At 65.3% G+C, this 22321-nt stretch carries 20 protein-coding genes and 1 pseudogene; 12 read left to right on the forward strand and 9 right to left on the reverse strand.

The annotated features are described in order from the left end of the window. Positions 1–6: 6 nt before the first annotated feature. A complete protein-coding gene (locus EN824_RS21435; protein WP_135862795.1) occupies positions 7–393 on the reverse strand; it encodes a 5-carboxymethyl-2-hydroxymuconate Delta-isomerase in 387 nt (128 codons plus the stop codon). Positions 394–608: 215 nt separating this feature from the next. Here EN824_RS21435 and hpaR point away from each other — a divergent pair, with 215 nt between their 5' ends. Next, the gene (hpaR, locus tag EN824_RS21440) at positions 609–1004 is read left to right on the forward strand and encodes a homoprotocatechuate degradation operon regulator HpaR (RefSeq protein WP_245511996.1); all 396 of its coding nucleotides are present in this window, start codon (positions 609–611) and stop codon (positions 1002–1004) included. Positions 1005–1327: 323 nt separating this feature from the next. Here the strand turns inward: hpaR and EN824_RS21445 are convergent, their stop codons facing one another. Then, the gene (locus EN824_RS21445; protein WP_135862792.1) at positions 1328–1837 is read right to left on the reverse strand and encodes a flavin reductase; all 510 of its coding nucleotides are present in this window, start codon (positions 1835–1837) and stop codon (positions 1328–1330) included. Between the two features lie 5 nt (positions 1838–1842). Beyond that, a complete protein-coding gene (locus EN824_RS21450; protein WP_135862790.1) occupies positions 1843–3387 on the reverse strand; it encodes a 4-hydroxyphenylacetate 3-hydroxylase N-terminal domain-containing protein in 1545 nt (514 codons plus the stop codon). Between the two features lie 93 nt (positions 3388–3480). Between EN824_RS21450 and EN824_RS21455 the strand changes: the two genes are divergently transcribed. From EN824_RS21455 to EN824_RS21515, 11 genes and pseudogenes are all read left to right on the forward strand, one after another. Continuing rightward, entirely contained in the window at positions 3481–4350 is an 870-nt protein-coding gene (locus tag EN824_RS21455; RefSeq protein ID WP_135932693.1) for a helix-turn-helix domain-containing protein, read from the forward strand. A gap of 149 nt (positions 4351–4499) precedes the next feature. Next, positions 4500–4982 carry a hypothetical protein gene (locus EN824_RS21460; RefSeq protein ID WP_135932694.1) on the forward strand — a complete coding sequence of 161 codons (483 nt, stop codon included), beginning with the start codon at positions 4500–4502 and terminating at the stop codon, positions 4980–4982. A 196-nt stretch (positions 4983–5178) separates the two neighbouring features. Continuing rightward, on the forward strand, positions 5179–6273 hold the full coding sequence (locus EN824_RS21465; protein WP_135917573.1) for a transporter substrate-binding protein: 1095 nt from the start codon (positions 5179–5181) through the stop codon (positions 6271–6273). Continuing rightward, a complete protein-coding gene (locus EN824_RS21470; RefSeq protein WP_127278050.1) occupies positions 6270–6887 on the forward strand; it encodes an ANTAR domain-containing protein in 618 nt (205 codons plus the stop codon). Before EN824_RS21465 ends, EN824_RS21470 begins: the two co-directional genes overlap by 4 nt. Next, positions 6865–7770 (forward strand): ABC transporter permease, encoded by a 906-nt coding sequence (locus EN824_RS21475; protein WP_127278049.1) that lies wholly within the window; start codon positions 6865–6867, stop codon positions 7768–7770. The genes EN824_RS21470 and EN824_RS21475 overlap by 23 nt, the downstream gene beginning before the upstream one ends. Positions 7771–7800: 30 nt before the next feature. Further along, a complete protein-coding gene (locus EN824_RS21480; RefSeq protein ID WP_127278048.1) occupies positions 7801–8721 on the forward strand; it encodes an ABC transporter permease in 921 nt (306 codons plus the stop codon). 46 nt (positions 8722–8767) lie between these two features. Further along, positions 8768–10411 carry an ABC transporter substrate-binding protein gene (locus EN824_RS21485; RefSeq protein WP_127278047.1) on the forward strand — a complete coding sequence of 548 codons (1644 nt, stop codon included), beginning with the start codon at positions 8768–8770 and terminating at the stop codon, positions 10409–10411. Further along, a complete protein-coding gene (locus tag EN824_RS21490) occupies positions 10401–11345 on the forward strand; it encodes an acetamidase/formamidase family protein (RefSeq protein ID WP_127278046.1) in 945 nt (314 codons plus the stop codon). The genes EN824_RS21485 and EN824_RS21490 overlap by 11 nt, the downstream gene beginning before the upstream one ends. A gap of 208 nt (positions 11346–11553) precedes the next feature. Continuing rightward, on the forward strand, positions 11554–13485 hold the full coding sequence (locus tag EN824_RS36105) for an ABC transporter ATP-binding protein (RefSeq protein ID WP_189522207.1): 1932 nt from the start codon (positions 11554–11556) through the stop codon (positions 13483–13485). 26 nt (positions 13486–13511) lie between these two features. Next, positions 13512–13790 (forward strand): annotated as a pseudogene (locus EN824_RS21510) (branched-chain amino acid ABC transporter permease); the annotation flags it as partial. 338 nt (positions 13791–14128) lie between these two features. Then, positions 14129–14968: a hypothetical protein gene (locus tag EN824_RS21515; protein WP_127278045.1), complete on the forward strand. Its 840-nt coding sequence runs from the start codon at positions 14129–14131 to the stop codon at positions 14966–14968. A gap of 73 nt (positions 14969–15041) precedes the next feature. Here the strand turns inward: EN824_RS21515 and EN824_RS21520 are convergent, their stop codons facing one another. From EN824_RS21520 to EN824_RS21550, 6 genes are all read right to left on the reverse strand, one after another. Continuing rightward, entirely contained in the window at positions 15042–16022 is a 981-nt protein-coding gene (locus EN824_RS21520; RefSeq protein ID WP_127278044.1) for a 2-dehydropantoate 2-reductase, read from the reverse strand. Positions 16023–16024: 2 nt separating this feature from the next. Then, positions 16025–17545, reverse strand: coding sequence for an acyl--CoA ligase (locus tag EN824_RS21525; RefSeq protein ID WP_189343559.1), 1521 nt, complete (start codon positions 17543–17545; stop codon positions 16025–16027). Between the two features lie 293 nt (positions 17546–17838). Continuing rightward, complete coding sequence (ggt, locus tag EN824_RS21535; RefSeq protein ID WP_135862769.1) at positions 17839–19425, reverse strand: gamma-glutamyltransferase; 1587 nt, start codon at positions 19423–19425, stop codon at positions 17839–17841. Positions 19426–19472: 47 nt separating this feature from the next. Continuing rightward, on the reverse strand, positions 19473–20273 hold the full coding sequence (locus EN824_RS21540; RefSeq protein WP_127277781.1) for an ABC transporter permease: 801 nt from the start codon (positions 20271–20273) through the stop codon (positions 19473–19475). Beyond that, a complete protein-coding gene (locus EN824_RS21545; RefSeq protein ID WP_127277782.1) occupies positions 20270–21196 on the reverse strand; it encodes an ABC transporter permease in 927 nt (308 codons plus the stop codon). The genes EN824_RS21540 and EN824_RS21545 overlap by 4 nt, the downstream gene beginning before the upstream one ends. Then, a complete protein-coding gene (locus EN824_RS21550; RefSeq protein WP_127277783.1) occupies positions 21193–22278 on the reverse strand; it encodes an ABC transporter ATP-binding protein in 1086 nt (361 codons plus the stop codon). Before EN824_RS21550 ends, EN824_RS21545 begins: the two co-directional genes overlap by 4 nt. Positions 22279–22321 lie beyond the last annotated feature (43 nt).

The following is a 22321-nucleotide window of genomic DNA, read 5'->3' on the forward strand; positions in this document are numbered from 1 at the left end:
CTTTCGTCACTTGCCGCGCAGCCGCGGGTGGATTGCATTCTTCTTCCAGCTCAACACCGGGTCGATTTCCCTGATCTCCAGCGACAAGGCGAAATGCGGGGTCTCGAACAGCGTTGCCAGGTATTGGCTTACCGCGGTGAACACGGCCTCGCCGGTGCGTTTCTTGTCCTCGGCGCCGCGGCCGCTACCGATGCGAAACGACATATCGAGAAAGGCGTTTTCCGGCAGGCGATCGGCAATGGCGTAGGCATCGGCGCGAAAAGCCCGCACCCGCACGGCGCCGGTCTCGAACAGCCCGGTGTCGAGCACCGTGCGCAATACCAGCGCGCACAATTCATTCATGTCGACCTTGGCATCGAGGTTGGCTGAATACTCGATGGAGAAGTGCGGCACCGCGTTTCGTTCCCTGGATTCTTGCATTTTGTAGTTAACGCGTTAATTACATGACGTGCCCCCGAAGTCAAGTCTTGCATCGGGCTGGAGGCGACGATACGGGATGGGAAGGTCGGGGTTTGACGTTGGTCCATGCGGCGTCAAAACTCGCCGACCACCGAATTTATTGGGGGCGCTGCTTCTTGCTGCCGGAAAACACTCGTCGCTCCTTGCCGATGGCATTGCTTCACGCCCGCGAAGCCGTGATGGCGCGGTTTCGCCCCATGCTTGCCGCGCATGACGTGACCGAGCAGCAATGGCGTGTTCTGCGCGTGCTGAGCGAGGCCGGCCCGGTCGAGGCGACCGAGCTTGCCGACCGCGCCTCGGTGCTGCCGCCCAGCCTGACCCGCATCATCAAGGCGCTCGAAGGCCGGAAATTCATCACCCGCAACAAGGCGGAAGGCGACGGCCGCCGCGTCGTACTCACCATCGCGCCAGCCGGCTCGGCCCTGATCGACGCGCTCTCGCCCGAGCGCCGTATCATCTACGACGACATCGAAAAGCGCTTCGGCCAGGAAAGGCTGGAGCAGCTGCTTGATTTGCTGGAAAGCCTGATCGACGGCGAGAGCTGAGGCTTTTCGGTTCGTCGCGGCGGCTCGCATGATCGCCGCCAGGACAGCAACACGCCTTCGCGATTAGCCGCGACATCCATCGTGTCGTCATCCTAGGGCGAAGCAGGAGCGAAGCTCCGTCGCGCAGACCCTAGGATCCATGCCGGGACTCCTGAGCGCCCCCACGGTGCAGATTCTGCACCGCTGCACTCGTCGTCTAATGTCACGGAATGGATCCCAGGGTCTCCGCGACGCCGCTTCGCGGCTGCTCCGCCCAGGGATGACGAGGTTGAGAGGGCGGCGGCCGATCTCCAATGCCTGTACCGCGCTCCCAAGGCCTCGCCTCACCCGCCAAAACTGCCCAGCCGCGTCGGCTGCGTATAATTCCGGTCGACGTAGAGCAGCGCCGAGCCGCCGCTGCCGTGCCTGACGTCGGTGACGCGGCCGATCATGACATTGTGCGTGCCGACGATATGCACCGTCTCGATCTCGCAGTCGAAATTGACGATGGCGTCCGACAGTGCCGGCGTGCCCGAGGCCAGGGTCTGCCAGCGCGCCGACGAGTAGCGGGCTTCCATGTCCCTGGTCGCGCCGGCAAACTTTCCTGCCAGATGCATGTGGTCATGCGTCAGCACGTTGACGCAGAAGCGCCGGTTGGCGAGGAACATGGCGGCCTGCGTCGACCGTCCGTTCATGCACACAAGCAGCGTCGGCGGCTCGTCGGAGACGGTGCACATGGCCGTGGCGGTGAAGCCGCCGCGTCCGGCCGGCCCGTCGGTGGTGATGATGTTGACCGGCGCGCAGACCCTTGCCATGGCGTCGCGGAAATCGGCTTTCGAAATCTGCGCGGCCATAGGCTTCATCCCGCCGTTGGAGTGAGTGGCGGCAACCAGGTGTCGCCCGTCCAGCCATGCTCGTCATAGTCGGCCATGCAGGTGTCGACGAGTTCCTCCATCGCCTTCAGCCGGCCGCCGCGCTCGGCGCCTTTCAGAACCTGCAGGCGCACCTCTTCCGGGGCGCCGGCATAGTTGAGCTCGTAGAGCGCGTGGCGGCCGCCGAACTCGGTGCCGGTCGCGTCCCACAACAGCTTCATGATCTTGATGCGCTCGATGTGGCCCATGTCGTTGGAGCCGCGCACATATTGCGCCAGATATTTGTCGATCTCGGGATTGTTGAAATCGCGCACCGACGACGGCAAATAGATCAGGCCGGATGCGATCACACGGCGCACCGTGTCGATGACACGCGGATAGGCCTCCGACATGAAGGTGCGGTAAGCCAGCGCGGCATCGAGATTGGGCAGCACCGCGCCGTTCGCCCACGGGATCGGGTTGTGGGCCATGGCATTGGAGAAACTCCAGAACATGTGGCGCAGCGCAATGACCTCGCCAAGCGCTGCCTGGTTGCCGCGAAACGCGTCGCCGCCGGTGGCGCGCAGCGCCTTGGCCAGCAGGCCGGCGAGGAAGTCGAGCTTCACGGCAAAACGGGTGCAGCCCTGGAAGCAGTAACCGTGCATGAAGCCGGATGCCGGGTGGAACGACAGGATCTTTTGCGCGTCGCGCAGCACCAGCACGTCCTCCCAGGGGATGAAGACATTGTCGAGCACGAGGATGGCGTCGTTCTCGTCGAAGCGCGACGACAAGGGATAGTCGAAGGGCGCGCCGACCGTGTTGGCCGTCTGCTCATAGGAGACGCGGCAGAACATCTTTATCCCCGGCGCGTTCATCGGCACGATGAACATCACCGACAGCGACGGATCCTCGGTCACCGTCGCCGAGCCCTGCGCCAGGAAATTGTAGTGCGTCAGCGCTGAGGACGTCGCCACCACCTTGGCGCCGGAAACATAGATGCCGGCATCAGTTTCCCCAGTGATGTGGACGAAGACGTCCTTCACCTGTTCGGCCGGTTTGTGGCGGTCGATCGGCGGGTTGACGATCGCGTGATTCATGAACAGCACGGCTTCCTGGGCTCTGCTGTGCCAGGCGAGCGCATTGTCCTTGAACGGTCCGTACCAGTCGGCATTGGCGCCGAGCGTGTTCATCAGCGCCGCCTTGTAGTCGGGCGTGCGCCCCATCCAGCCATAGGACATGCGTGACCACTCGGCGATCGCCGTCTGCTGGGCCGCGAGTTCGCCGGAGGATTTCGCGACGCGGAAATATTTGTGGGTGTAGCCGCCCGACCCGGTGTCGGTCGCAGAGGTCAGCGTCTCTCGCCGCTTGGGGTCATTCAGCGCATCGTAGAGCCGCGCCAGGGACCGCGCCGAATTGCGCATCGCCGGATGGGTGGTGACGTCTGCTATGCGCTCGCCATTGATATAGACCTCGCGCCCATCGCGCAGGCTCTCCAGATATTCCACCCCGGTGAACGGGCGTGCTTTGTCCGCGCGAAACTCTTCCGACCGCATGATGCTCCTCCACTTTGTACCGCAACCCTAGCGCCTCCGCTGGCGATCGGGTATGGACGGAACAGCAAAACCGATTGGACTTTTTCCGGCGCCATGAGCCAGAATTCCATTCCCGATTTCTTCGTCTATGGCGAACCGGTGCGGCCGCTCGATGTTGGCTTCCTGCATGTCGAGACGGTGCTTGCCCGCAGCAACATTCACCTTGGCCAGGTTGCCGCGCACAAGCACCCGCAGATGGGCCAGATCACCTACTGGACCGGCGGTTCCGGCACCTACCGCATCGAGGATCGCTCCTGGGACTTTTCGGCGCCGGCCGTCAGCTTCGTGCCAAGCACTATCGTGCATGGTTTTTCGATCGGGCCAGGTACCGACGCCATCGTCGTCTCGGTCGCCGACGATGCGCTCGCCACGCTTGCTGGCCACAGCCTGCTGCCGCTCGACCGGCCGGTCTTCACCGACGCCCTGCCCCAGCACGCCGCATGGCAAAGGCTGGCAACGGTGCTGGACATGATCGCCGCCGAATACGCCGAGGCGCAGGGCGGCAGCGACAAGGTGCTGCCGGCGCTGATCGCTGTCGCGCTCTCCCATATCGCGAGGCTCGCTCCTGAGGCGACGGATGCCCGGGGCTCTTCCGACACTTCACTGGCGCGGGGGCTGCGGAGGCTTGTCGATGCGCATTTCCGCGACAACTGGCCGGTCGACCGCTACGTCGAGGCCCTCGCCACGACGCCGCATTTGCTCGACAAGGCCGCCCACGCGGTGCTGGGCAGCGGCGTCAAGCGGGTGGTCGGCGAGCGCCGGTTGCTGGAAGCCAAGCGGCTGCTGCTGTTCACCGTTCGCACGGTCGAGGACATCGCCTACGAAATCGGCTTCGACGATCCGGCCTATTTCTCCCGCTTCTTCCGCGAGCGTACCGGCGAGGCGCCGGCCGCGTGGCGGCGGAGGCAATTGCGGGGTCAGTGATCCTTACGCTGATTGATTGTGCCTGAAGCCAGCATTCTTCCCCGATGCAGCCACGGCCACCTTTTCGTGAAGGTGCGCGGGTTGATCCGGCGGCCTGCATGCCTAGGTAGGGAGAGCGGCCGGGGCGCCACGCGATCTCAACAATCGGTATGACATTTTCCTCTATTCGAAAGCTTGCCCTTTCTGGTCTCATCGTCGCCGTCCAGTCTTCCTGCGTCGTTCCCGACTACACGTCGCGCATCGCCAAGGTTGATCCCACGGCGGCGGCGGCTCGCAAGGAGATGATAGGCCTCAGCGAAGCCGACGTTCGTATGTGCGCGGGGTTTCCAACCGCCACCGCGGATGCCGGCGGATCCGGCCAGATCTGGACCTATAAGCGCGTCGTTCAGCGCGGCAACCTCAGCATCGTCGTCCCCACCCTGTCGGTGGGACCGGTCCCGGCGCTCGGTGGCTCCCTCAATGTCGCTCCCGGCGGCTATTGCGACACGCAGGTCCGCATGGTCGGCGGCCGCGTCGCCGAAGTTGCCTACGCCGGCGACAACAATCTGCCAAACAGGCGCGACGCGCTTTGTGTCAGCACCGTGGATGCCTGCGTGGCCTATGCCCGCCAACACAGGCCGGCCGCCAAATAGCGGCAGCGGATTTCGCGGGAAATAGCGATGGCCGGCCTTCGCTGTTTGACGCGGATGGCGTTGAGGGCTTGACTGACCCGCCGGACCGAATACGCTAAGGCTAAATACCGGCTCTGATCGCCGGGCGGCAAACATGCCTCGTATGCCTCGCCTTTCCGGCGCTGGCTGCGGGGCATTGTCATTTCTGGGGTCCTGTTTGAAACGGCGCATCGAAATCGGCATCCTCTATTCCCGCTCGGGCAGTTATCAGCTCGTTTCCGACGCGTGTCGCATGGGCGCCATGCGCGCCATCGCCGACATCAACGCCGACAGGAGTTCAGGCATCGAGCTGGTGCCGGTCGAGCGCGATCCGCAAAGCAATGCCGATCGCTACGCGACGCTGTGCGAGGATATTTTCAAAACCAGCAGCGCCCGTCATGTCGTCGGCTGCGTCACCTCCTGGAGCCGCAAGGAGACGATTCCGGTGCTTGAGAAGGCCGGCGGCATGCTCTGGTATGCTTGCCCCTATGAGGGTTTCGAGGCCAACGAGCATGTCGTCTACATGCACGCCTGCCCCAACCAGCACCTGGTGCCGCTGCTGGCTCATGTCGTGCCGCGCTTCGGCGCCAACGGTTTTCTACTCGGGTCGAACTACATCTGGGGCTGGGAGATGAACCGCGTCGCGCGCGACCTGATCGCGGACGCCGGTGGCAAGGTGCTGGGCGAGCGCTACCTGCGCATCGGCGAGATCGACGTGTCGCGGCTGATCGCCGAAATCCGGGCGACGCGGCCGAACTTCGTCCTCAACAATCTGATCGGCACCTCGTCCTATGCCTTCCTGGCGGCCTATCGTGACCTGGGCGTTGAGGATCCCGCCTTCAGTTCGCAAAACTGCCCGGTCATCTCCTGCAACCTCACCGAGGGTGAGCTGCCGGCGATCGGCGAGACCGGCAAGGGCCATCTGTCGGTCGGGCCCTATTTCGCGCCAAGGCCGGCCGCCTTCGCCTCCTCCTTCGAAGCCTCCGCCTATGCCTCTGTGCAGGTGATGGCCGACGTGCTGTCGCGCGATCCCGACGCCGGCCCGGCGGAATTTTCCAAGGCCTTCGCCGAACGGCGCTTTTCCACCCGCCTCGGCCCGATCGCCATCGACGCCCATTCCCAGCACGCGACGCTGCCTGTCATCATCGGGCGGATCGCGGATGGCTTCTTCGAAGTCGTCAGCCGCGAGGACGAGGTCGCGCCGGACCCGTATCTGTCGCGCTACGACCCCGCAAAGACATTCGGCCGGCCACGCCTCAGGGTGGTGTCGTGACCCGAACCCCGCGCATCCCCAATCTCGGCGGCGCCAGGGCCTTTGTCCTGCATCGCCCGCACCCGACGGTGCAGGCGATCACCAGGCAATTGTCGGCCATCGGGCTTGTCACCGTGGACTGCTGGCCGGAACTGGCGCCGGAGGCGCTGGCCGCCGACTTCGTCTTCTTCGACGCCGATCTCGGCTTCGACGAGCAATTCCCCTGGAAGCCGGGCGAGGCGCCGATGCCGCTGGTGGCGCTGATCGGTTCCGAAGCGCCCGGCCGCATCGAATGGGCGCTGTCGCACAAGGCCGATGCCCAGCTCCTGAAGCCGGTCGGCAATGCCGGCGTCTACAGCGCGCTGCTGATCGCGCGCCAGAGTTTCGAGGCTCGAAAGCATTTAGCCGGCGAGATCGCCGCGCTGCGCCAGCGTGTCGCCGAGCGCCAGACCATCGTGCGGGCTGTCTCGGCTTTGTCGAAAGGCGGCGACGACGACCGCGCCTATGCGCAGCTGCGCTCGCTGGCGATGAGCTGGCAGATCAGCGTCGAGGACGCCGCGCGCCGTATCGTGGCGATGACGGACGAGGCCAAGACCGAAGAGGAAGGCGGCGATGACCAGTCCCATCGCGCCTAATCTCACGGCCGGGCGCATGCCGGCCAAGCCGCGCGCCGGCGTCTGGCGCCGGCTGACCAAGCGCCGCCTGGCGCTGCTCGGCTTGGTCATCGTGGCCATCGTCGTCGCCGGCGCGATCCTGGCGCCGTGGCTGACCGGCTACGATCCCAACGAGCAGATGTTCGACGGCCTGACCATCGAGGGCTCGCCGCTGCCGCCGACCGCGAAATTCTGGCTGGGCACCGACCTGCTCGGGCGCGATCTTCTGACCCGCATCCTCTACGGCGCGCGCACCTCGCTGATCATCGGCATCGTCGCCAATGGCGTGGCGCTGCTCATAGGCACGCTTGTCGGCGTCAGCGCGGGCTATTTCCGCGGCTGGGTCGGCAGCGCGCTGATGCGTTTCACCGATCTGATGATGGCCTTCCCGGCGCTGCTGCTGGCCATCTGCCTGGCGGCGGTGTTCCAGCCCAGCCTCTGGATCGTCGCCATGGTCATCGCCCTGGTCAACTGGGTGCAGACCGCGCGCGTCATCTACACCGAAACCTCGTCGCTCGCCGAACGCGAGTTCATCGACGCCGAGCGCACCATCGGCGCGAGCGCGCCGCGCATCCTGTTTCGCCACATACTGCCGCATCTCCTGCCCACCATCATCGTCTGGGGCACGCTCGGCATCTCGACCACGGTGCTGCTGGAGGCGACGCTTTCCTTCCTCGGTATCGGCGTGCAGCCGCCGACGGCATCGTGGGGCAACATCATCTTCGAGAACCAGACCTATTTCCAGGCCGCACCCTGGCTGGTGTTTTTTCCCGGCGCCGCGATCCTGGCGCTGGCGCTGGCCTTCAACCTGATCGGCGACGCGCTGCGCGACATCCTCGACCCGACGCAAAGGGGCCGGGAATAATGGGGGGCCGGGAATAATGGGAGGCCGGTCATGATCGCCTATCTCGGCCGCCGACTGATCCAGTCGCTGCTCATCCTGCTCGGCGTCTCGCTGATCACCTTCGCGCTGCTCTATCTCCTGCCCGCCGATCCGGTGCGCCAGATCGCCGGCCGCAGCGCCACGCCGCAGACGGTGGAGAACATCCGCCAGCAGCTCGGCCTCGACCAGCCCTTCGTCGTCCAGTACTGGCACTATCTGGTGAAGCTCGTCGGCGGCGATCTCGGCCGCTCCTACATCCAGCGCTCCGAAGTCACCGAGCTCATCGTCTCGCGGCTGCCGGCCAGCCTGCTTCTGATGGTCGGCGCCATCCTGTGCGAATTGCTGATCGGCCTCTCGATGGGCCTGATCGCCGCCGTCAAGCGCGGCACCGCCACCGATCAGACCTTGATGGTCGCCTCCTTCGTCGGCGTCTCGGCGCCGCAATTCGTCGTCGGCCTTTTGCTGCTCTACGTTTTTGCGGTTAGGCTGAGCTGGTTTCCGATCGGTGGTTACGGCACCTGGCGCCATCTCGTGCTGCCCTCGCTCACCATGGGCATTCTCGGCGCCGGCTGGTACGCGCGCATGATGCGCTCGTCGATGATCGACGTGCTGCGCCAGGATTACGTGCGCACCGCGCGTGCGAAAGGGCTGGCACGGGGCGCCATCATTTTCCGCCATGCTCTGCCCAACGCCATCCTGCCGGTCATCGCCATGATCGGCATCGACATCGGCATCTTCATGGGCGGCATCGTCGTCGTTGAAAGCGTGTTCGGCTGGCCCGGCATCGGCCAGCTCGCCTGGCAAGCCATCCAGCGTGTCGACATCCCGATCATCATGGGCGTCACGCTGGTATCGGCCTTCGCCATCGTGCTCGGCAACCTCTTGGCCGACATCATCGCGCCGTTCATCGACCCCCGTATCAAACTGAGATGAGCGCCCGGATGAAACCAGAAAACAAACAGAGAAAGGGAACACGACAATGAAGAAGTTTCTCGCATCGACCGTAGCCGCATCGGCCTTGGCGCTGATGCTCGGCATGACCAGCGCCCGCGCCGAGGAAACGATCGACCCCAACGCCAGGCAGGGCGGCGAAATCATCGCCACATACAAGGACGATGTCACGACGCTCGATCCGGCGATCGGCTATGACTGGCAGAACTGGTCGATGATCAAGAGCCTGTTCGACGGACTTATGGATTACGAGCCCGGCACCACCAACCTCAAGCCCGACCTCGCCGAGAGCTACGAGATTTCACCCGACGGCAAGACCTTCACCTTCAAGCTGCGCCACGGCGTGAAATTCCACAATGGCCGCGAGATGACGGCCGACGACGTCAAATATTCGCTCGACCGCGTCACCAACCCGAAGACGCAGAGCCCCGGCGCCGGCTTCTTCGGCTCGATCAAGGGTTATGACGATGTCGCCGCGGGCAAGGCCGAGGGCCTCTCCGGCGTCACCGTCGTCGACCCCTACACGGTCAAGTTCGAGCTGACCCGCCCCGATGCCACCTTCCTGCATGTCATGGCCATCAACTTCTCGCATGTCGTGCCGAAGGAAGAGGTCGAAAAATATGGCGCCGATTTCGGCAAGCATCCGGTCGGCACCGGGGCGTTCAAACTCGCCGAGTGGACGCTCGGCCAGCGCATCGTCTTCGAGCGCAATCCGGACTATTGGCACAAAGGCCTGCCGCATCTCGACAAGATCACCTTCGAGGTTGGCCAGGAGCCGATCGTGGCTTTGCTGCGCCTGCAGAAAGGTGAGATCGACCTGCCGCTCGACGGCATTCCTCCGGCAAAATTCCAGGAGGTGATGGCCGATCCCGAGCAGAAGGCGCGCGTCGTCGAGGGCGGCCAGCTGCACACCGGCTATGTCACCATGAACACCACCATGGCGCCGTTCGACAATGTGAAGGTGCGCCAGGCCGTCAACATGGCGCTCAACAAGGCGCGCATCATCCAGATCATCAACGGCCGCGCCGTGCCGGCCAACCAGCCGCTGCCGCCATCGATGCCGGGCTATGACAAGGAGTACAAGGGTTATCCCTACGACGTCGCCAAGGCCAAGGCGTTGCTTGCCGAGGCCGGCCATCCCGATGGTTTCGAGACGCAATTGTTCGCCATGAACACCGACCCCAACCCACGCATCGCCCAGGCGATCCAGCAGGACCTTGCGGCGATCGGCATCAAGGCCAGCATCCAGTCGCTGGCGCAGGCCAACGTCATCGCCGCCGGCGGCGACAAGGCCGGCGCGCCGATGATCTGGTCGGGCGGCATGGGCTGGATCGCCGACTTCCCCGATCCGTCGAACTTCTACGGTCCAATCCTGGGCTGCGCCGGTGCCGTGCCGGGCGGCTGGAACTGGTCGTGGTATTGCAACAAGGACCTCGACGCCAAGGCGGCCGAGGCCGACTCGATTGTCGACCCTGCGAAGGCCGGGGAGCGCAGCAAGATGTGGAGCGACATCTACGCGAAGATCATGGCGGACGCGCCCTGGGCGCCGGTCTTCAACGAGCAGCGATTCACCATGAAATCGGCCCGCATGGGCGGCGCCGACAACCTCTACGTGGACCCGGTCCATGTCCCGATCAACTACGACAATGTGTACGTAAAAGATGTGCAATAACTGCGACTACACCATCCACGGGCGCCATCACCATTTCGGCTGGGACAATTCGTTTGTCCCGGCGCAGCGCGTGGCGCCCGGCTCCACCATCGAGTTCCAGTGCCTCGATGCCGGCGGTGGCCAGCTGAGGCCCGATAGCACCGCCGCCGACATTGCCAAGCTCGACTTCGCGGGGATCAATCCGGTTACCGGACCGATCTTCGTCGAGGGTGCCGAGCCCGGCGATGCGCTGAAGGTGACGATCGAGATGTTCAAACCGTCCGGCTTCGGCTGGACGGCGAACATTCCGGGCTTCGGCCTGCTCGCCGACGACTTCAAGGAGCCGGCGCTGAACATCTGGAAATACGATGCGGCTTCACTGGAGCCAGCATTGTTCGGCAAAAATGCCCGCGTGCCGTTGAAGCCCTTTGCCGGCACCATCGGCAATGCACTGGCCGAGATGGGCCACCACTCGGTGGTGCCGCCACGTCGCGTCGGCGGCAATCTCGACATTCGCGACCTTGCCGCCGGGACCACGCTCTATCTGCCGGTGGAGGTGGCGGGCGCGCTGTTCTCGGTCGGCGACACCCATGCCGCGCAAGGCGACGGCGAGGTCTGCGGCACCGCGATCGAAAGCCCGATGGACGTCGTGCTCAAGCTCGATTTGGTGAAAGATGCGCGGCTGAAGACGCCACGCTTCACCACATCTGGCCCGGTGACGCGCCATCTCGACGCCAAGGGCTATGAGGTGACGACCGGCATAGGCCCCGACCTGATGACGGGCGCGAAGGAAGCGGTCGCGCAGATGGTCGATTTGTTGGCGGGCCGCTACAAAATAGATCCCGTCGAGGCCTACATGCTGGCCTCGGTCTGCGGCGATCTCCGCATCAGTGAGATCGTCGACATGCCCAACTGGGTGGTGTCGTTCTATTTTCCGCGTTGCGTGTTTGAATGAGGGGTCGGCGCCGCACCCCCCTCTGCCCTGCCGGGCATCTCCCCCTCAAGGAGGGAGATTGGCTGTCATTCATGCCGGCTTCCCCCATTGCAGCGTTGGAAATTGGCGAAGCCCTGCGTGCCGTTCAATCTCCCCCCTCGAGGGGGAGATGTCCGGCAGGACAGAGGGGGGCGTGCCGCGCTAAACCTCTCGGAAGCCTGCGCCTGCAATGACCACCACCAACCCCATCCTCACCATCGCCAACCTCTCCGTCTCCGTGCGCGGCGAGGAGGGCTCCCGCGAGGTCGTCTCCAACCTCTCCCTGACGCTCGAGCGCGGCGAAACGCTCTGCATCGCCGGCGAGTCCGGCTCCGGCAAGTCCATGACCGCGCTTGCCATCATGCAGCTGCTGCCGCAGCCCGCCGCGCGCATCTCCGCCGGCACCATCCGTTTGGCCGACACCGAGCTGACCACGCTTGACGAACGCCGCATGCGCCGTATCCGCGGCGACCGTATCGCCATGATCTTCCAGGAGCCGATGACATCGCTCAATCCGGTGCTGTCGATCGGTCGCCAGCTCACCGAATCCATCGAGGCGCACACCAGCCTGACGCCTGCGCAGGCCCGCCAGCGTGCCATCGAGGCGCTGAAGGCGGTGCGCATTTCGGAAGCCGAAAGCCGGCTAAAACAGTTTCCGCATGAGCTCTCCGGCGGCATGCGCCAGCGGGTGATGATCGCCATGGCGCTGGCGCTGGAGCCCGACGTGCTGATCGCCGACGAGCCGACGACGGCGCTCGACGTCACCGTGCAGGGCGAGGTGCTGGAGCTGCTGCGGGACCTGCAACGGCAGCATGGCACCAGCGTCATCCTGATCACCCACGACATGGGCGTGGTCGCCGAGATGGCCGACCGCGTCATCATCATGCGGCATGGAAGCATGGTCGAGGAAGGCAAGACATCTGACATTTTCGCTCACCCGCAAGCCGATTATACGCGCGAGCTGCTCGCCGCCGTGCCGCGTATCGGCAAGCGACGGGATCCGGACTCGGCGCCGGCTCCCTCACCCAGCCTCCGCTCCGCTCGGCTGACCTCTCCCCCAGGGGAGAGGAGTTCTTCGACGTTCGCGCCAGTCTCCTTTGCCCAACGGAAAGAGGAGGAACTGGCCGTGGCGTCAACCTCCTCTTCTCCCCCACGGGGAGAAGGTGGCCCGCAGGGCCGGATGAGGGGGCCTTCCGCCGAGCACTCAACCCCCGTCGCCATGGTCAAAGACCTCCACGTCCGCTTCGACCTGCGCGGCGGCGTCTTCGGTCGGGTCACCCGCCGCGTCCATGCCGTCGAGGGCGTCAGCTTCTCGATCGCGCCCAACGAGACGCTGGCGCTGGTCGGCGAATCCGGCTGCGGCAAGTCGACCACCGCCAAGGCGCTGGCCGGGCTGGTGCCGTATAGCGGCGACATCGTCGTCGGCGGCCGCAACCTGTCCGGCCTCGGCCGGGACGAGCGCAAGGCGGTGCGCCGCGACGTGCAGATGATCTTTCAGGATCCGTTTGCTTCGCTCGACCCGCGCATGCGCGTCGGCGACCTCGTCGCCGAGCCGCTGGTCATCCACGGCATCGCCTCGAAGGAAGAGCGCCGCGAGCGGGTCGCGGCCTTGTTCGATCGTGTCGGCCTGTCATCGGATCAGATGGAGCTCTATCCGCACGAATTTTCCGGCGGCCAGCGCCAGCGTGTCTGCATCGCGCGTGCGCTGGCGCTCAGGCCAAAACTGATCATCGCCGATGAAAGCGTCTCCGCGCTCGACGTCTCGGTGCAGGCGCGCGTGCTCGACCTGTTGAAGGAACTGCAGCGCGAATTCGGTGTCGCCTATCTCTTCATCTCGCACGACATGGCCGTGGTCGAGAACATCTCCGACCGTGTCGCCGTCATGTATCTCGGCCAGATCGTCGAGATGGGCTCGCGCGACCAGGTTTTTTCAAACCCGCGCCACCCCTACACCAAAAGGCTGATCGAAGCCGTGCCGGTGCCCGATCCCGCGCGGCGCAGAAACCGTTTCGCCCGCCTCGATCAGGAAATCCCCAGCGCGACGCGCCGGATCGGCGAGGCGCCGCTGAAACTGGCGCTGAGCGACGTCGGCGACGGCCATCTCGTCGCCGCCGAGGGCTGAGGGACGGCCGCCGCTGGCCGGGCTCCCTCAAGGCGATCGTCTTCCAGTTCGCCACCCTCACCGACGTCACCTGGCAGATGTCGGGCGAGGTGATCCTGATGACGCTTCTCGGCGGCATCGGCACCATGGTCGGCCCGATCATCGGCGCCAGCCTCGTCGTCGGCCTGGAAAACACGCTGGCCACGTCAGGCTTCCCGGTGACCATCGCGACGGGGCTGATCTTCATGGTGTGCGTGCCCATTTTCCGACGCGGCATCGTCGGCGAACTTTACGCGCGGCTTCTCAAACGGCCGGGCAGGGGCTGATCAGCTCCAGATCGACTAACCGCGATTGAGCGGGCTGCCGCAAGGGGCGCTTTGCCCAGAGTGGGAACGTCTTGATCGGCGAGGCAAGCGAGAAGGCAGCGTCAAGTTCGAGCCGGAGATGAAGAAGAACGGAGCCATCGCCGCATAGGCGTCCGCCTCCGTGGGTATGGACGGATCCAATCATGCGCAATATGGATGGGGATGAAGCCTGCTATGGTATTCGCGTTTTCGCCGCGTCGCTAAGGCAGGTGACGTTTGTTGAATGACGCAGCGCAGGGCGGGTTGGCCTTCTGGTCCAATGCCGCTCGCATAAGTGTCGATATCAGGGGATCTGGTCAATGACCGACAACAAGCCAGACGTTACCAAGGATTGGCAAGCGACGCAGGGCCAGAAGTCCTCCGCCACGCGTCTTCGCCTTTTCGCCGCACTGTCGTGGATCGTCGCCATTGGCGGCGAGATCTACGGGATTATTCTGCTTCGCCAGAACAGGTTCGACCAGGGACACCTGCCGCTGATCATCGGCCTTCTGGTCGGCATTGCGATTTTCGCAATCGCCGGCAATTTGCTGTGGAAGGCGGCCAACAGGCACGATCCGGCCCGTGCATCCGACACAGCCAGGTTCTTCTTCCAAAACCAGCTCGGCGCAATCATCACGCTGATAGCCTTCCTCCCGCTGGTTTTCCTGATCCTCACCGACAAAAACATGGATCCGCAGACCAAGAAGGTTGCCGGCGGCCTCGGCGCTGCGCTGGCCGTGCTCGCGACTGTCATGGGGATCAGTTTCAAACCCCCGTCGGTCGAACAATACACCCAGGATATGAACGCCTGCGCAGCCCAGATCAAGTCGGGGCAGCCCACCACCGCCTGTTCGCCCGACGTCGCCGCCCAGGCGCAGGCGATAGCCACCGACTCGGCCGCGGTGGCTGCGGCGACGAAGGACGCGGCAAATCCCGCCGGTCAGGATGTCGTCTACTGGATCGCGCCCGAAAACGGAGCCGCGAAGTCCACGGAGCCGCATGTTTTCCATCTCTGCGCGGGCGTCAGCCCACTGAAGGACAAGACCGTGAATAGTGGCTCGGTGACGGAGGCCTACGCACAGAACGCCGTCCGCATCACGAAACAGATCGAGATGGAACAGAAGCAGTGCGGGTTTACCGCAACAACCAGCACCAACTGAGCACGCCTGCTTTCGATCGCGTTCAGCTCTTGTCGAGAGGGATGGCGCGCAAGCGCAGGCTCAGCCCGCCTCCTCACCCGTAACACCCGCGCTCCACCGCCAGCCGCCGCACCAGCGCCAGCACCCCGTCGATCGCCGGCGTCGGCTGCCCCGTCAGCCGCCCCAGTTCCTGCACCGCGCCCACCAGCGCGTCGATCTCCATAGGGCGGCCGCGTTCCAGGTCTTGCAGCATCGAGGTCTTGTGTTCGCCGACATCGCCGGCGCCCTTGATGCGGCGGTCGACGTCTATGGGGAAGCGCACGCCGAGGCTTTCGCCGATCGCCTGCGCTTCCAGCATCATGGCGCGGGCGAGCGTGCGGGTGCCCTCGTCGGCGACGATTCCCGCCAGCGTGCTGCCGGTCAGCGCCGAGATCGGATTGAAGGAGAGGTTGCCCCACAGCTTTATCCAGATTTCGCCGCGTATGTCGTCGCGGACCGGCGCCTGCAGCCCGGCCTTGACCAACTCCCCGGCCAGAAGCATGGTCCGTTCGCTCTTCTCGCCCGAGGGCTCGCCGAGCGAGAAGCGCCTGCCCTCGACATGGCGGATGAGGCCGGGCGCGTCGACCTCGACGGCGGGATAGACGACCGAGCCGATGACACGCTGCGGGCCGAGCCGTTCCCAGACCGTGCCGCCGGGATCGACCTGCTGCAGCCTGGTGCCTTCGAGCGCGCCGCCGGCCTTGTAGAAATACCACCACGGCACGCCGTTCTGCATGGTGACGACGGATGTGTGGTCCCCAAGCAGCGGTGCGATCTGGTCGAGCGCGGGCGCGACGGAATGCGCCTTCAGCGCCAGCACGACATAATCCTGCGCGCCAAGCTCTTCCGCCTTGGCGGCGGCCCTGACCGGGGCGGTCGTTTCCTGTCCGTCCTCGATCAGGCGCAGGCCATCTGCCTTGATCGCTTCGAGATGCGCGCCGCGGGCGACGATCGACAGATCGGTGCGGCCGGCGATGGCCAGCTTGGCCGCGAGATAGCCGCCGATGGCGCCGGCGCCGAAGATGGTGATCTTCATCGTCAGAGCCCGAGCTTGGCGGCGAGCCCGATGCGCTGCAGCTTGCCGGTGGCGCCCTTGGGGATCTCGTCCAGGATCAGCACCTTGCGCGGCACCTTGAAATCGGCGAGCCGGGTCGCGGCGTGGGCGCGGATATCGCCCTCGGTGGCGCTCATGCCTTCGCGCAGCACCACGGCCGCCGCCACCTCCTCGCCAAGCTTGTCATGCGGCATGGCGAAGGTGACGACCTGCGCCACCGCCGGATGGTCCATCAGCACGTCGTCGACCTCGAGCGGCGAGATCTTTTCGCCGCCGCGGTTGATGATCTCCTTCAGCCGGCCGGTAACCTTGAGATAGCCGTCGCCGTCGAGCACGCCCTGGTCGCCGGTGTGGAACCAGCCATGCGCAAAGGCCGTGGCGTTGGCGTCCGGGTTCTTCTCGTAGCCTGACGTGACATTGGGTCCGCGAATGACGATCTCGCCGGTTTCGCCGGCCTGCATCAGCCGTCCGTCCGGCGCCATGACCGCCACTTCGGGTCCGCCCGCCGCACCGACGCTGCCCGGTTTGCGCAAGCCCGGCGGCAGCCGGTTCGAGGCCATCTGGTGCGCGGCCTCGGTCATCCCATAGGATTCGATGACCGGGCAGCCGAAGGTCGCTTCGAGTTCGGCCATGACCTGCGCCGGCAGCGATGCCGAGGACGAGCGGATGAAGCGCGGCTTAGCTGCTGCCAGCACGCCTTCATTGCGCGCCGCGCGCGCCAGGATCGCCTGGTGCATGGTCGGCACGGCCGTGTACCAGCTTGGTTTCGCGTCACTCAGCCATTGGAAGAAGCGCAGCGCGTTGAAGCCCGGCGTGCAGTAGATGCTGCCGCCGGCGGCGAGCGACGACAGCACCGCCGCGATCAGCCCATGGATGTGGAACAGCGGCATGATGTTGAGGCAGCGATCGCTGGCCGTCAGGCCGAGCGTCGCGCCGATATGGCGGGCGGAGGCCGCGACATTGGCATGGCTGAGCGGCACCAGCTTGGGCCGCGACGTCGTGCCGGAGGTGTGCAGCAACAGCGCGATGTCGTCGTCCCCCGCCATGGCGGGCGCCGCCTGCGGGCCGACCGCCTTGCCCTCGATGATGAAGCTGCCGGCCGGAGCATCTGGCTGCACGATGAGCCGCAGCACGCCGATGCCGAGACGCTCGGCCACCGTCACGGCCGGACCGGTCTCGGTCTCCGCGACGAGGATAGCCTTGGCGCCGATGTCGGTGAGATAGAAATCGAGTTCGTCGGCCCGGTAGGCCGGATTGAGCGGCGCCGTCGAGGCTGTGGCCGCCACCGCGATGAAGGCCGTCGCCATCTCCGGTCCGTTCGGCAGCACGATCGCCACCCGGTCGCCCTGGCCGATGCCGAGGGCGTGCAGCTGAGTGGCGGTGGCGGCGATCAGCGCGCGCAGACCGCCATGGGTCAGCGTGGGCCTGTCGGGCGCCAGGATGGCGGGGGCGTTGTCGTCTCCGGCGGCGAGGCGGCGGGAGAGGTCTGGGTGGGTTTGGGTCATGATCACCGACTATGTTTCAAAGCTTGTGAAAGTCCAGCGGAGGTTCGCGCCGCCCCTCATTGCCCTGCCGGGCATTTCTCCCCGTATAGCGACGGGGGAAAGGGCTGTTCGCCGATGGTTTCGCCAACTGCCAGCGTTGCAGAAAAGCGCCGAGGGAGCGGAGCGTCCCTCTCCCCCGTCACTATACGGGGAGAGGATGCCGGCAGGCAGGTGAGGGGCAGCGCCAGCGCCTGGAGAAGTAGCGAGCAACCTTGAACTGAATCCCATCAGTACGCTCTACCGGTACCCATACCTCAATATCCCAGCGCCATCCCGTCCTTGCGCGGGTCCGACGCCCCGGTCAGCGTTCCCTTCTCCCAGTCGATCAGCACCGCCTGTCCGCCGCCGAGCGGATGGTGCGGCTCGGCGATGGCGTGGCCGCGCCGGCGCAGGCCTTCGATCGCCTCGGTGGGCACGTTGCGCTCCGCCTCCACCATGCCGTCATTGTAGAACACGCGCGGCGCGTCCAGCGCCTGCTGCGGGTCCATGCCGAAATCGATCATGTTGGTCAGAAGGTGGACATGGCCGAAGGGCTGGTAGCCGCCGCCCATCACGCCGAACGGCATCACCACGCGGCCGTTCCTTGTCGCCATGCCCGGCATGATCGTGTGCATCGGCCGCTTGCCGGGCGCGATCGCGTTGGGGTGCGCCGGATCGAGGCGGAAGCTTGAGCCGCGGTTCTGCAGGACCACGCCGCTCTTCGGGCCGACCACGCCGCTGCCGAAGGAATAATAGGTCGAGTTGATGAACGAGACCGCGTTGCGGTCGCGGTCGACAATCGAGATATAGACCGTGTCGCTGCCGGGCAGTTGCACATCCGGCAGGTGGGTCATGGCGCGCTCGCGGTCGATCTGGGCGCGCAGCCGCTCGGCATAGGCGGTCGACAGGAGCTCTCGCACCGGCACCTGGACACGGTCCTGGTCGCCGACGAAACGGTCTCGGTCGCGATAGGCCAGCCGCCCGGCCTCGATCTCCAGATGCAGGCGCTCGGCGCCGTTGGGATCGAGCTCGCCAAGCTTGAAGCCCGACAGCACGTTCAGCATCAACAGCGCCGTCAGGCCCTGGTTGTTCGGCGGCATCTGGTGGATCTCGTGGCCGCCATAGCTGATGCTCACCGGCGCCACATAGTCGCCCCGGGTCGCGGCAAAATCCTCATGCGAATGCAGCCCGCCCAGTTCCTTGAGCCGGCGCACCATGTCGTCGGCCATCGCGCCTTCGTAGAAACCGGCGCGGCCCTGTTTGGCGATGATGCGCAGGGTGGCGGCAAGCTCCGGCTGCCGGTGCACGTCGCCGGCCTTGGGCGCCACGCCACCCGGCAGGAAGATGCGGGCGGCATGCTCGTCGGCGGAAAGGTCGGTTTCGGGTTCGGCCCAGTCGAAGGCGACGCGGTCGTGCACGACATAGCCGTTCTCGGCATAGTGGATCGCCGGCGCCAGCACCTCGGCCAGGCTCTTGCTGCCATGGTCTTCCAGCAGCCGGCACCAGGCGTCGATGGCGCCCGGCACGGTCACCGCATGCGGCCCCTGTTTGGGAAGTTCGCTAAAGCCCTTGTCGCGATACCAGTCGACGGTCGCGGCCGCCGGCGCCCGGCCAGAGCCGTTGAAGGCCAGCACCTCGCTCTGTCCCCTGGGGCAGTAAAGGACAAAGCAATCGCCGCCGATGCCGGTCGATTGCGGCTCGACCACGCCCTGCACGGCGGCGGCGCAGATGGCGGCATCCATCGCATTGCCGCCGACGCGCAGCATCTCGATGGCCGCAAGCGTCGAAAGCGGATGCGATGTCGCGGCGATCGCTTCGGTGGCACGAACCGGCGAGCGGCCGGGAAACTGGAAATCACGCATTCTGTCTGGATATCCCTAGGTCATTTCTGCGAATTGGTCCGATGAAATCAATGCCGCCGGCCGAAAATCTGTGCCAGCGACAAAAGCAGCACCGACAGCACGATCAGGCAGGTCGAGATGGCAGCGATGGTCGGGTCGATCTGGTCGCGCAGCGCGTTGAACATGCGGCGCGTCAGGGTGGTGGTCTCGCCGCCCGAGATGAACAGCGAGACGACAACTTCGTCGAAGGAGGTGATGAAGGCAAATAGCGCGCCCGAGACGATCGAGAAGCGGATCTGCGGCATCGTTACCTGCCAGAAGGCCGCGATGCGTCCCGCACCCAGGCTGCGCGCCACCCGCTCCTGGTTCATGTCGTAGGAGCGCAGGCCCGAAAGCACCGTCAGCACCACCAGCGGCAGCGCCTGCACCGTATGCGCGATAACGAGGCCGGTCAGCGTGTTGTTGAGGCCGATGCGCGCGTAGAGGAAGAAGGTGCCGATACCGACCAGGATCACCGGGATGATCAGCGACGCCGTGAGCAGCGCGTTGATGGTGCCGTTGAAGCGCAGCGTGCCCCGGTTGATCGCATAGGCGGCAGTGGTGCCGAGCGGCGTCGCCACCAGCGCGGTCATGATAGCTACCTTGACCGACACGATGGTCGCATCGCGCCATTCCAGCGACTGGAAATAGCTCTGGTACCAGCGCAGCGACCATTGCTGCGGCGGGAATTGCAGCAGCGTCGAATCCGAAAACGACATGATGACGATGATGACCGACGGCGCGATCAGGAACAACAGCACGAGGCCGCCGAAGCCGTAGAGCCACAGGCGTTGCCGGTGCGAGATCGGCAGGCCGATACCGTCGCTCATCGCGAGCTCCATACGCCGGTGGCGCGCGCGCCGAGCAGCCACTGGAACAGGCCGAGCAGCGCCAGCGTGACCACCAGCAGCACGACGCCGAGTGCCGCACCGGCGCCCCAGTTGGAATAGAGGCTGGTGGTCTGTTCCATGCGCATCGCCCACATCACCACCTTGCCGCCCCCCATCAGCGCCGGGGTGACGAAGAAGCCGAGGCACAGCACGAAGACGATGACCACGCCCGAGGCGAGGCCGGGCAGCGACAGCGGAAAGAAGACCTGCCGGAACGTCGCGGCCGGGCCGGCGCCGAGATTCATGCCGGCGCGCAGGCAGTCGGTGTCGATGGTCTTCATCGAGGCATAGAGCGGCAAAACGAGAAATGGCAGCAATATGTGCGTCATGCCGATGACCACGCCGGAGAAATTGTTGGCGAGCGACAGCGGTTGGCTGATCACGCCCAGATCGATCAGCCAGCTGTTGATCAGGCCCTTGCGCTGCAGGATCACCAGCCAGGCATAGGTGCGCACCAGCACCGAGGTCCAGAACGGCAGGATGACGAAGATCAGGCAGATCGACGCGGCCCGGCGCGGCAGTTGCGACAGCATATAGGCCAGGGGATAGCCGAGCAGCACACAGGCGCCGGTGACGATGAAGGCGACCTTGAAGGTGCTGATGAAGGTCTTGATGTAGGAGGCCTGTTCGAAGAAACGCGCATAATTGGCGGCGCTGAAGGCGCCGGTCTCGTCGAACAGCGACAGCCAGAACAGCCAGCCGATCGGCACGATGATGATGGCGCAGACGAGGAACAGGCTCGGCGCCAGCAGCGCCAGCAGCCGCAGCGACTCACGCCGCGCGTCGGCGCGCAGCGCCTGCGCGTTGAGATCCTGCCCTGCCGGGCCGGCGATCTCCTTCAGCAGGGCGGATTGCGCGCTCATCCCTCGGCCGCCACCAGGATCGTGTCCTTCGCGTCGAGGCCGAGCATGATCGGCTGGCCGGGCGCCGGCATCCTGGCCAGCACATCGCTGCGGCAATAGTCGCGCAACGTCAGCTGCCGGCCGTCGCGCAGGCTGGCGTAGCAAACGAAACTGTCGCCCTGGTAAATGATGTCGCTGACCGTCGCTTCGAGCACATTGATGCCGGCCGACGGGTCAGCTGCCGTGACCAGCCTGAGCTTCTCCGGTCGCACCACCATCAGATGCGGGCCAGCCGGCGGTGTCGGTGCCCCGGTCTGGATCCGCCTGTCCCCATACCAGACCGATCCGTTGCGGCTTTCGACCGGGATGAAGTTCGATTCGCCTATGAAGCCGGCCACGAACTGTGTCTTCGGCGCGGCGTAAAGCGTTTCGGGCCGATCGAGCTGTTCAATGCGGCCGCCGTTCATCACGGCGATGCGGTCAGACATGGTGATGGCTTCGCGCTGGTCGTGCGTGACATAGACCGTCGTCATGCCAAGACGGCGATGAAGCGCGCGCAACTCGATCTGCATGTGCTCGCGCAGGCCCTTGTCGAGCGCCGACAGCGGTTCGTCCATCAAGACGATGCGCGGCTCGAAGACGATGGCGCGCGCCAGGGCCACACGCTGGCGCTGGCCGCCGGAGAGCTGGTCGACGCGGCGCTCGCCCAGTCCCTGCAATTTCACCAGCTCCAGCGCCTTCTCCACCCGCTGCGCCGTCTCGCCGGCCGCGACGCCGCGCTGTTTCAGCGGGAAGGCGATGTTGTGGAAGACGTTCATATGCGGAAACAGCGCATAGTTCTGGAACACCATGCCGATATTGCGCCTGTGCGGCGGCGTGGTGATGATCTCGTCGCCGCCGACCTTGATGCTCCCGGCATTGGCCCTGACGAAACCGGCCAGGATCATCAGCAGCGTCGTCTTTCCCGAGCCGGAGGGGCCAAGCAGGGTCAGGAACTCGCCGGCCTCGACATCGAGGTTCAGGTCGCGCAGCACCGGCACGCTGCCAAATCTCTTCTCGATCCGGCGCATGCTGATCGGCAGCGCGGATGGTGCAATGGACAAGGTTCTTCTCTCCTGGGCAGAAGGCTGAAGGAGCAGGGCGGCG

The organism is Mesorhizobium sp. M8A.F.Ca.ET.181.01.1.1 (genome assembly GCF_004792025.1).
Taxonomy (GTDB): domain Bacteria; phylum Pseudomonadota; class Alphaproteobacteria; order Rhizobiales; family Rhizobiaceae; genus Mesorhizobium.

Coding starts and splice junctions, on each gene's coding strand:
- EN824_RS21545 (WP_127277782.1), bottom strand. CDS start 21,196: ATGAGCGCGCAATCCGCCCTGCTGAAGGAGATCGCCGGCCCGGCAGGG.
- EN824_RS21485 (WP_127278047.1), top strand. CDS start 8,768: ATGAAGAAGTTTCTCGCATCGACCGTAGCCGCATCGGCCTTGGCGCTG.
- EN824_RS21490 (WP_127278046.1), top strand. CDS start 10,401: ATGTGCAATAACTGCGACTACACCATCCACGGGCGCCATCACCATTTC.
- EN824_RS21460 (WP_135932694.1), top strand. CDS start 4,500: ATGACATTTTCCTCTATTCGAAAGCTTGCCCTTTCTGGTCTCATCGTC.
- EN824_RS21540 (WP_127277781.1), bottom strand. CDS start 20,273: ATGAGCGACGGTATCGGCCTGCCGATCTCGCACCGGCAACGCCTGTGG.
- EN824_RS21520 (WP_127278044.1), bottom strand. CDS start 16,022: ATGAAGATCACCATCTTCGGCGCCGGCGCCATCGGCGGCTATCTCGCG.
- EN824_RS21445 (WP_135862792.1), bottom strand. CDS start 1,837: ATGGCCGCGCAGATTTCGAAAGCCGATTTCCGCGACGCCATGGCAAGG.
- EN824_RS21515 (WP_127278045.1), top strand. CDS start 14,129: ATGACCGACAACAAGCCAGACGTTACCAAGGATTGGCAAGCGACGCAG.
- EN824_RS36105 (WP_189522207.1), top strand. CDS start 11,554: ATGACCACCACCAACCCCATCCTCACCATCGCCAACCTCTCCGTCTCC.
- ggt (WP_135862769.1), bottom strand. CDS start 19,425: ATGCGTGATTTCCAGTTTCCCGGCCGCTCGCCGGTTCGTGCCACCGAA.
- hpaR (WP_245511996.1), top strand. CDS start 609: ATGGCATTGCTTCACGCCCGCGAAGCCGTGATGGCGCGGTTTCGCCCC.
- EN824_RS21525 (WP_189343559.1), bottom strand. CDS start 17,545: ATGACCCAAACCCACCCAGACCTCTCCCGCCGCCTCGCCGCCGGAGAC.
- EN824_RS21480 (WP_127278048.1), top strand. CDS start 7,801: ATGATCGCCTATCTCGGCCGCCGACTGATCCAGTCGCTGCTCATCCTG.
- EN824_RS21455 (WP_135932693.1), top strand. CDS start 3,481: ATGAGCCAGAATTCCATTCCCGATTTCTTCGTCTATGGCGAACCGGTG.
- EN824_RS21450 (WP_135862790.1), bottom strand. CDS start 3,387: ATGCGGTCGGAAGAGTTTCGCGCGGACAAAGCACGCCCGTTCACCGGG.
- EN824_RS21475 (WP_127278049.1), top strand. CDS start 6,865: ATGACCAGTCCCATCGCGCCTAATCTCACGGCCGGGCGCATGCCGGCC.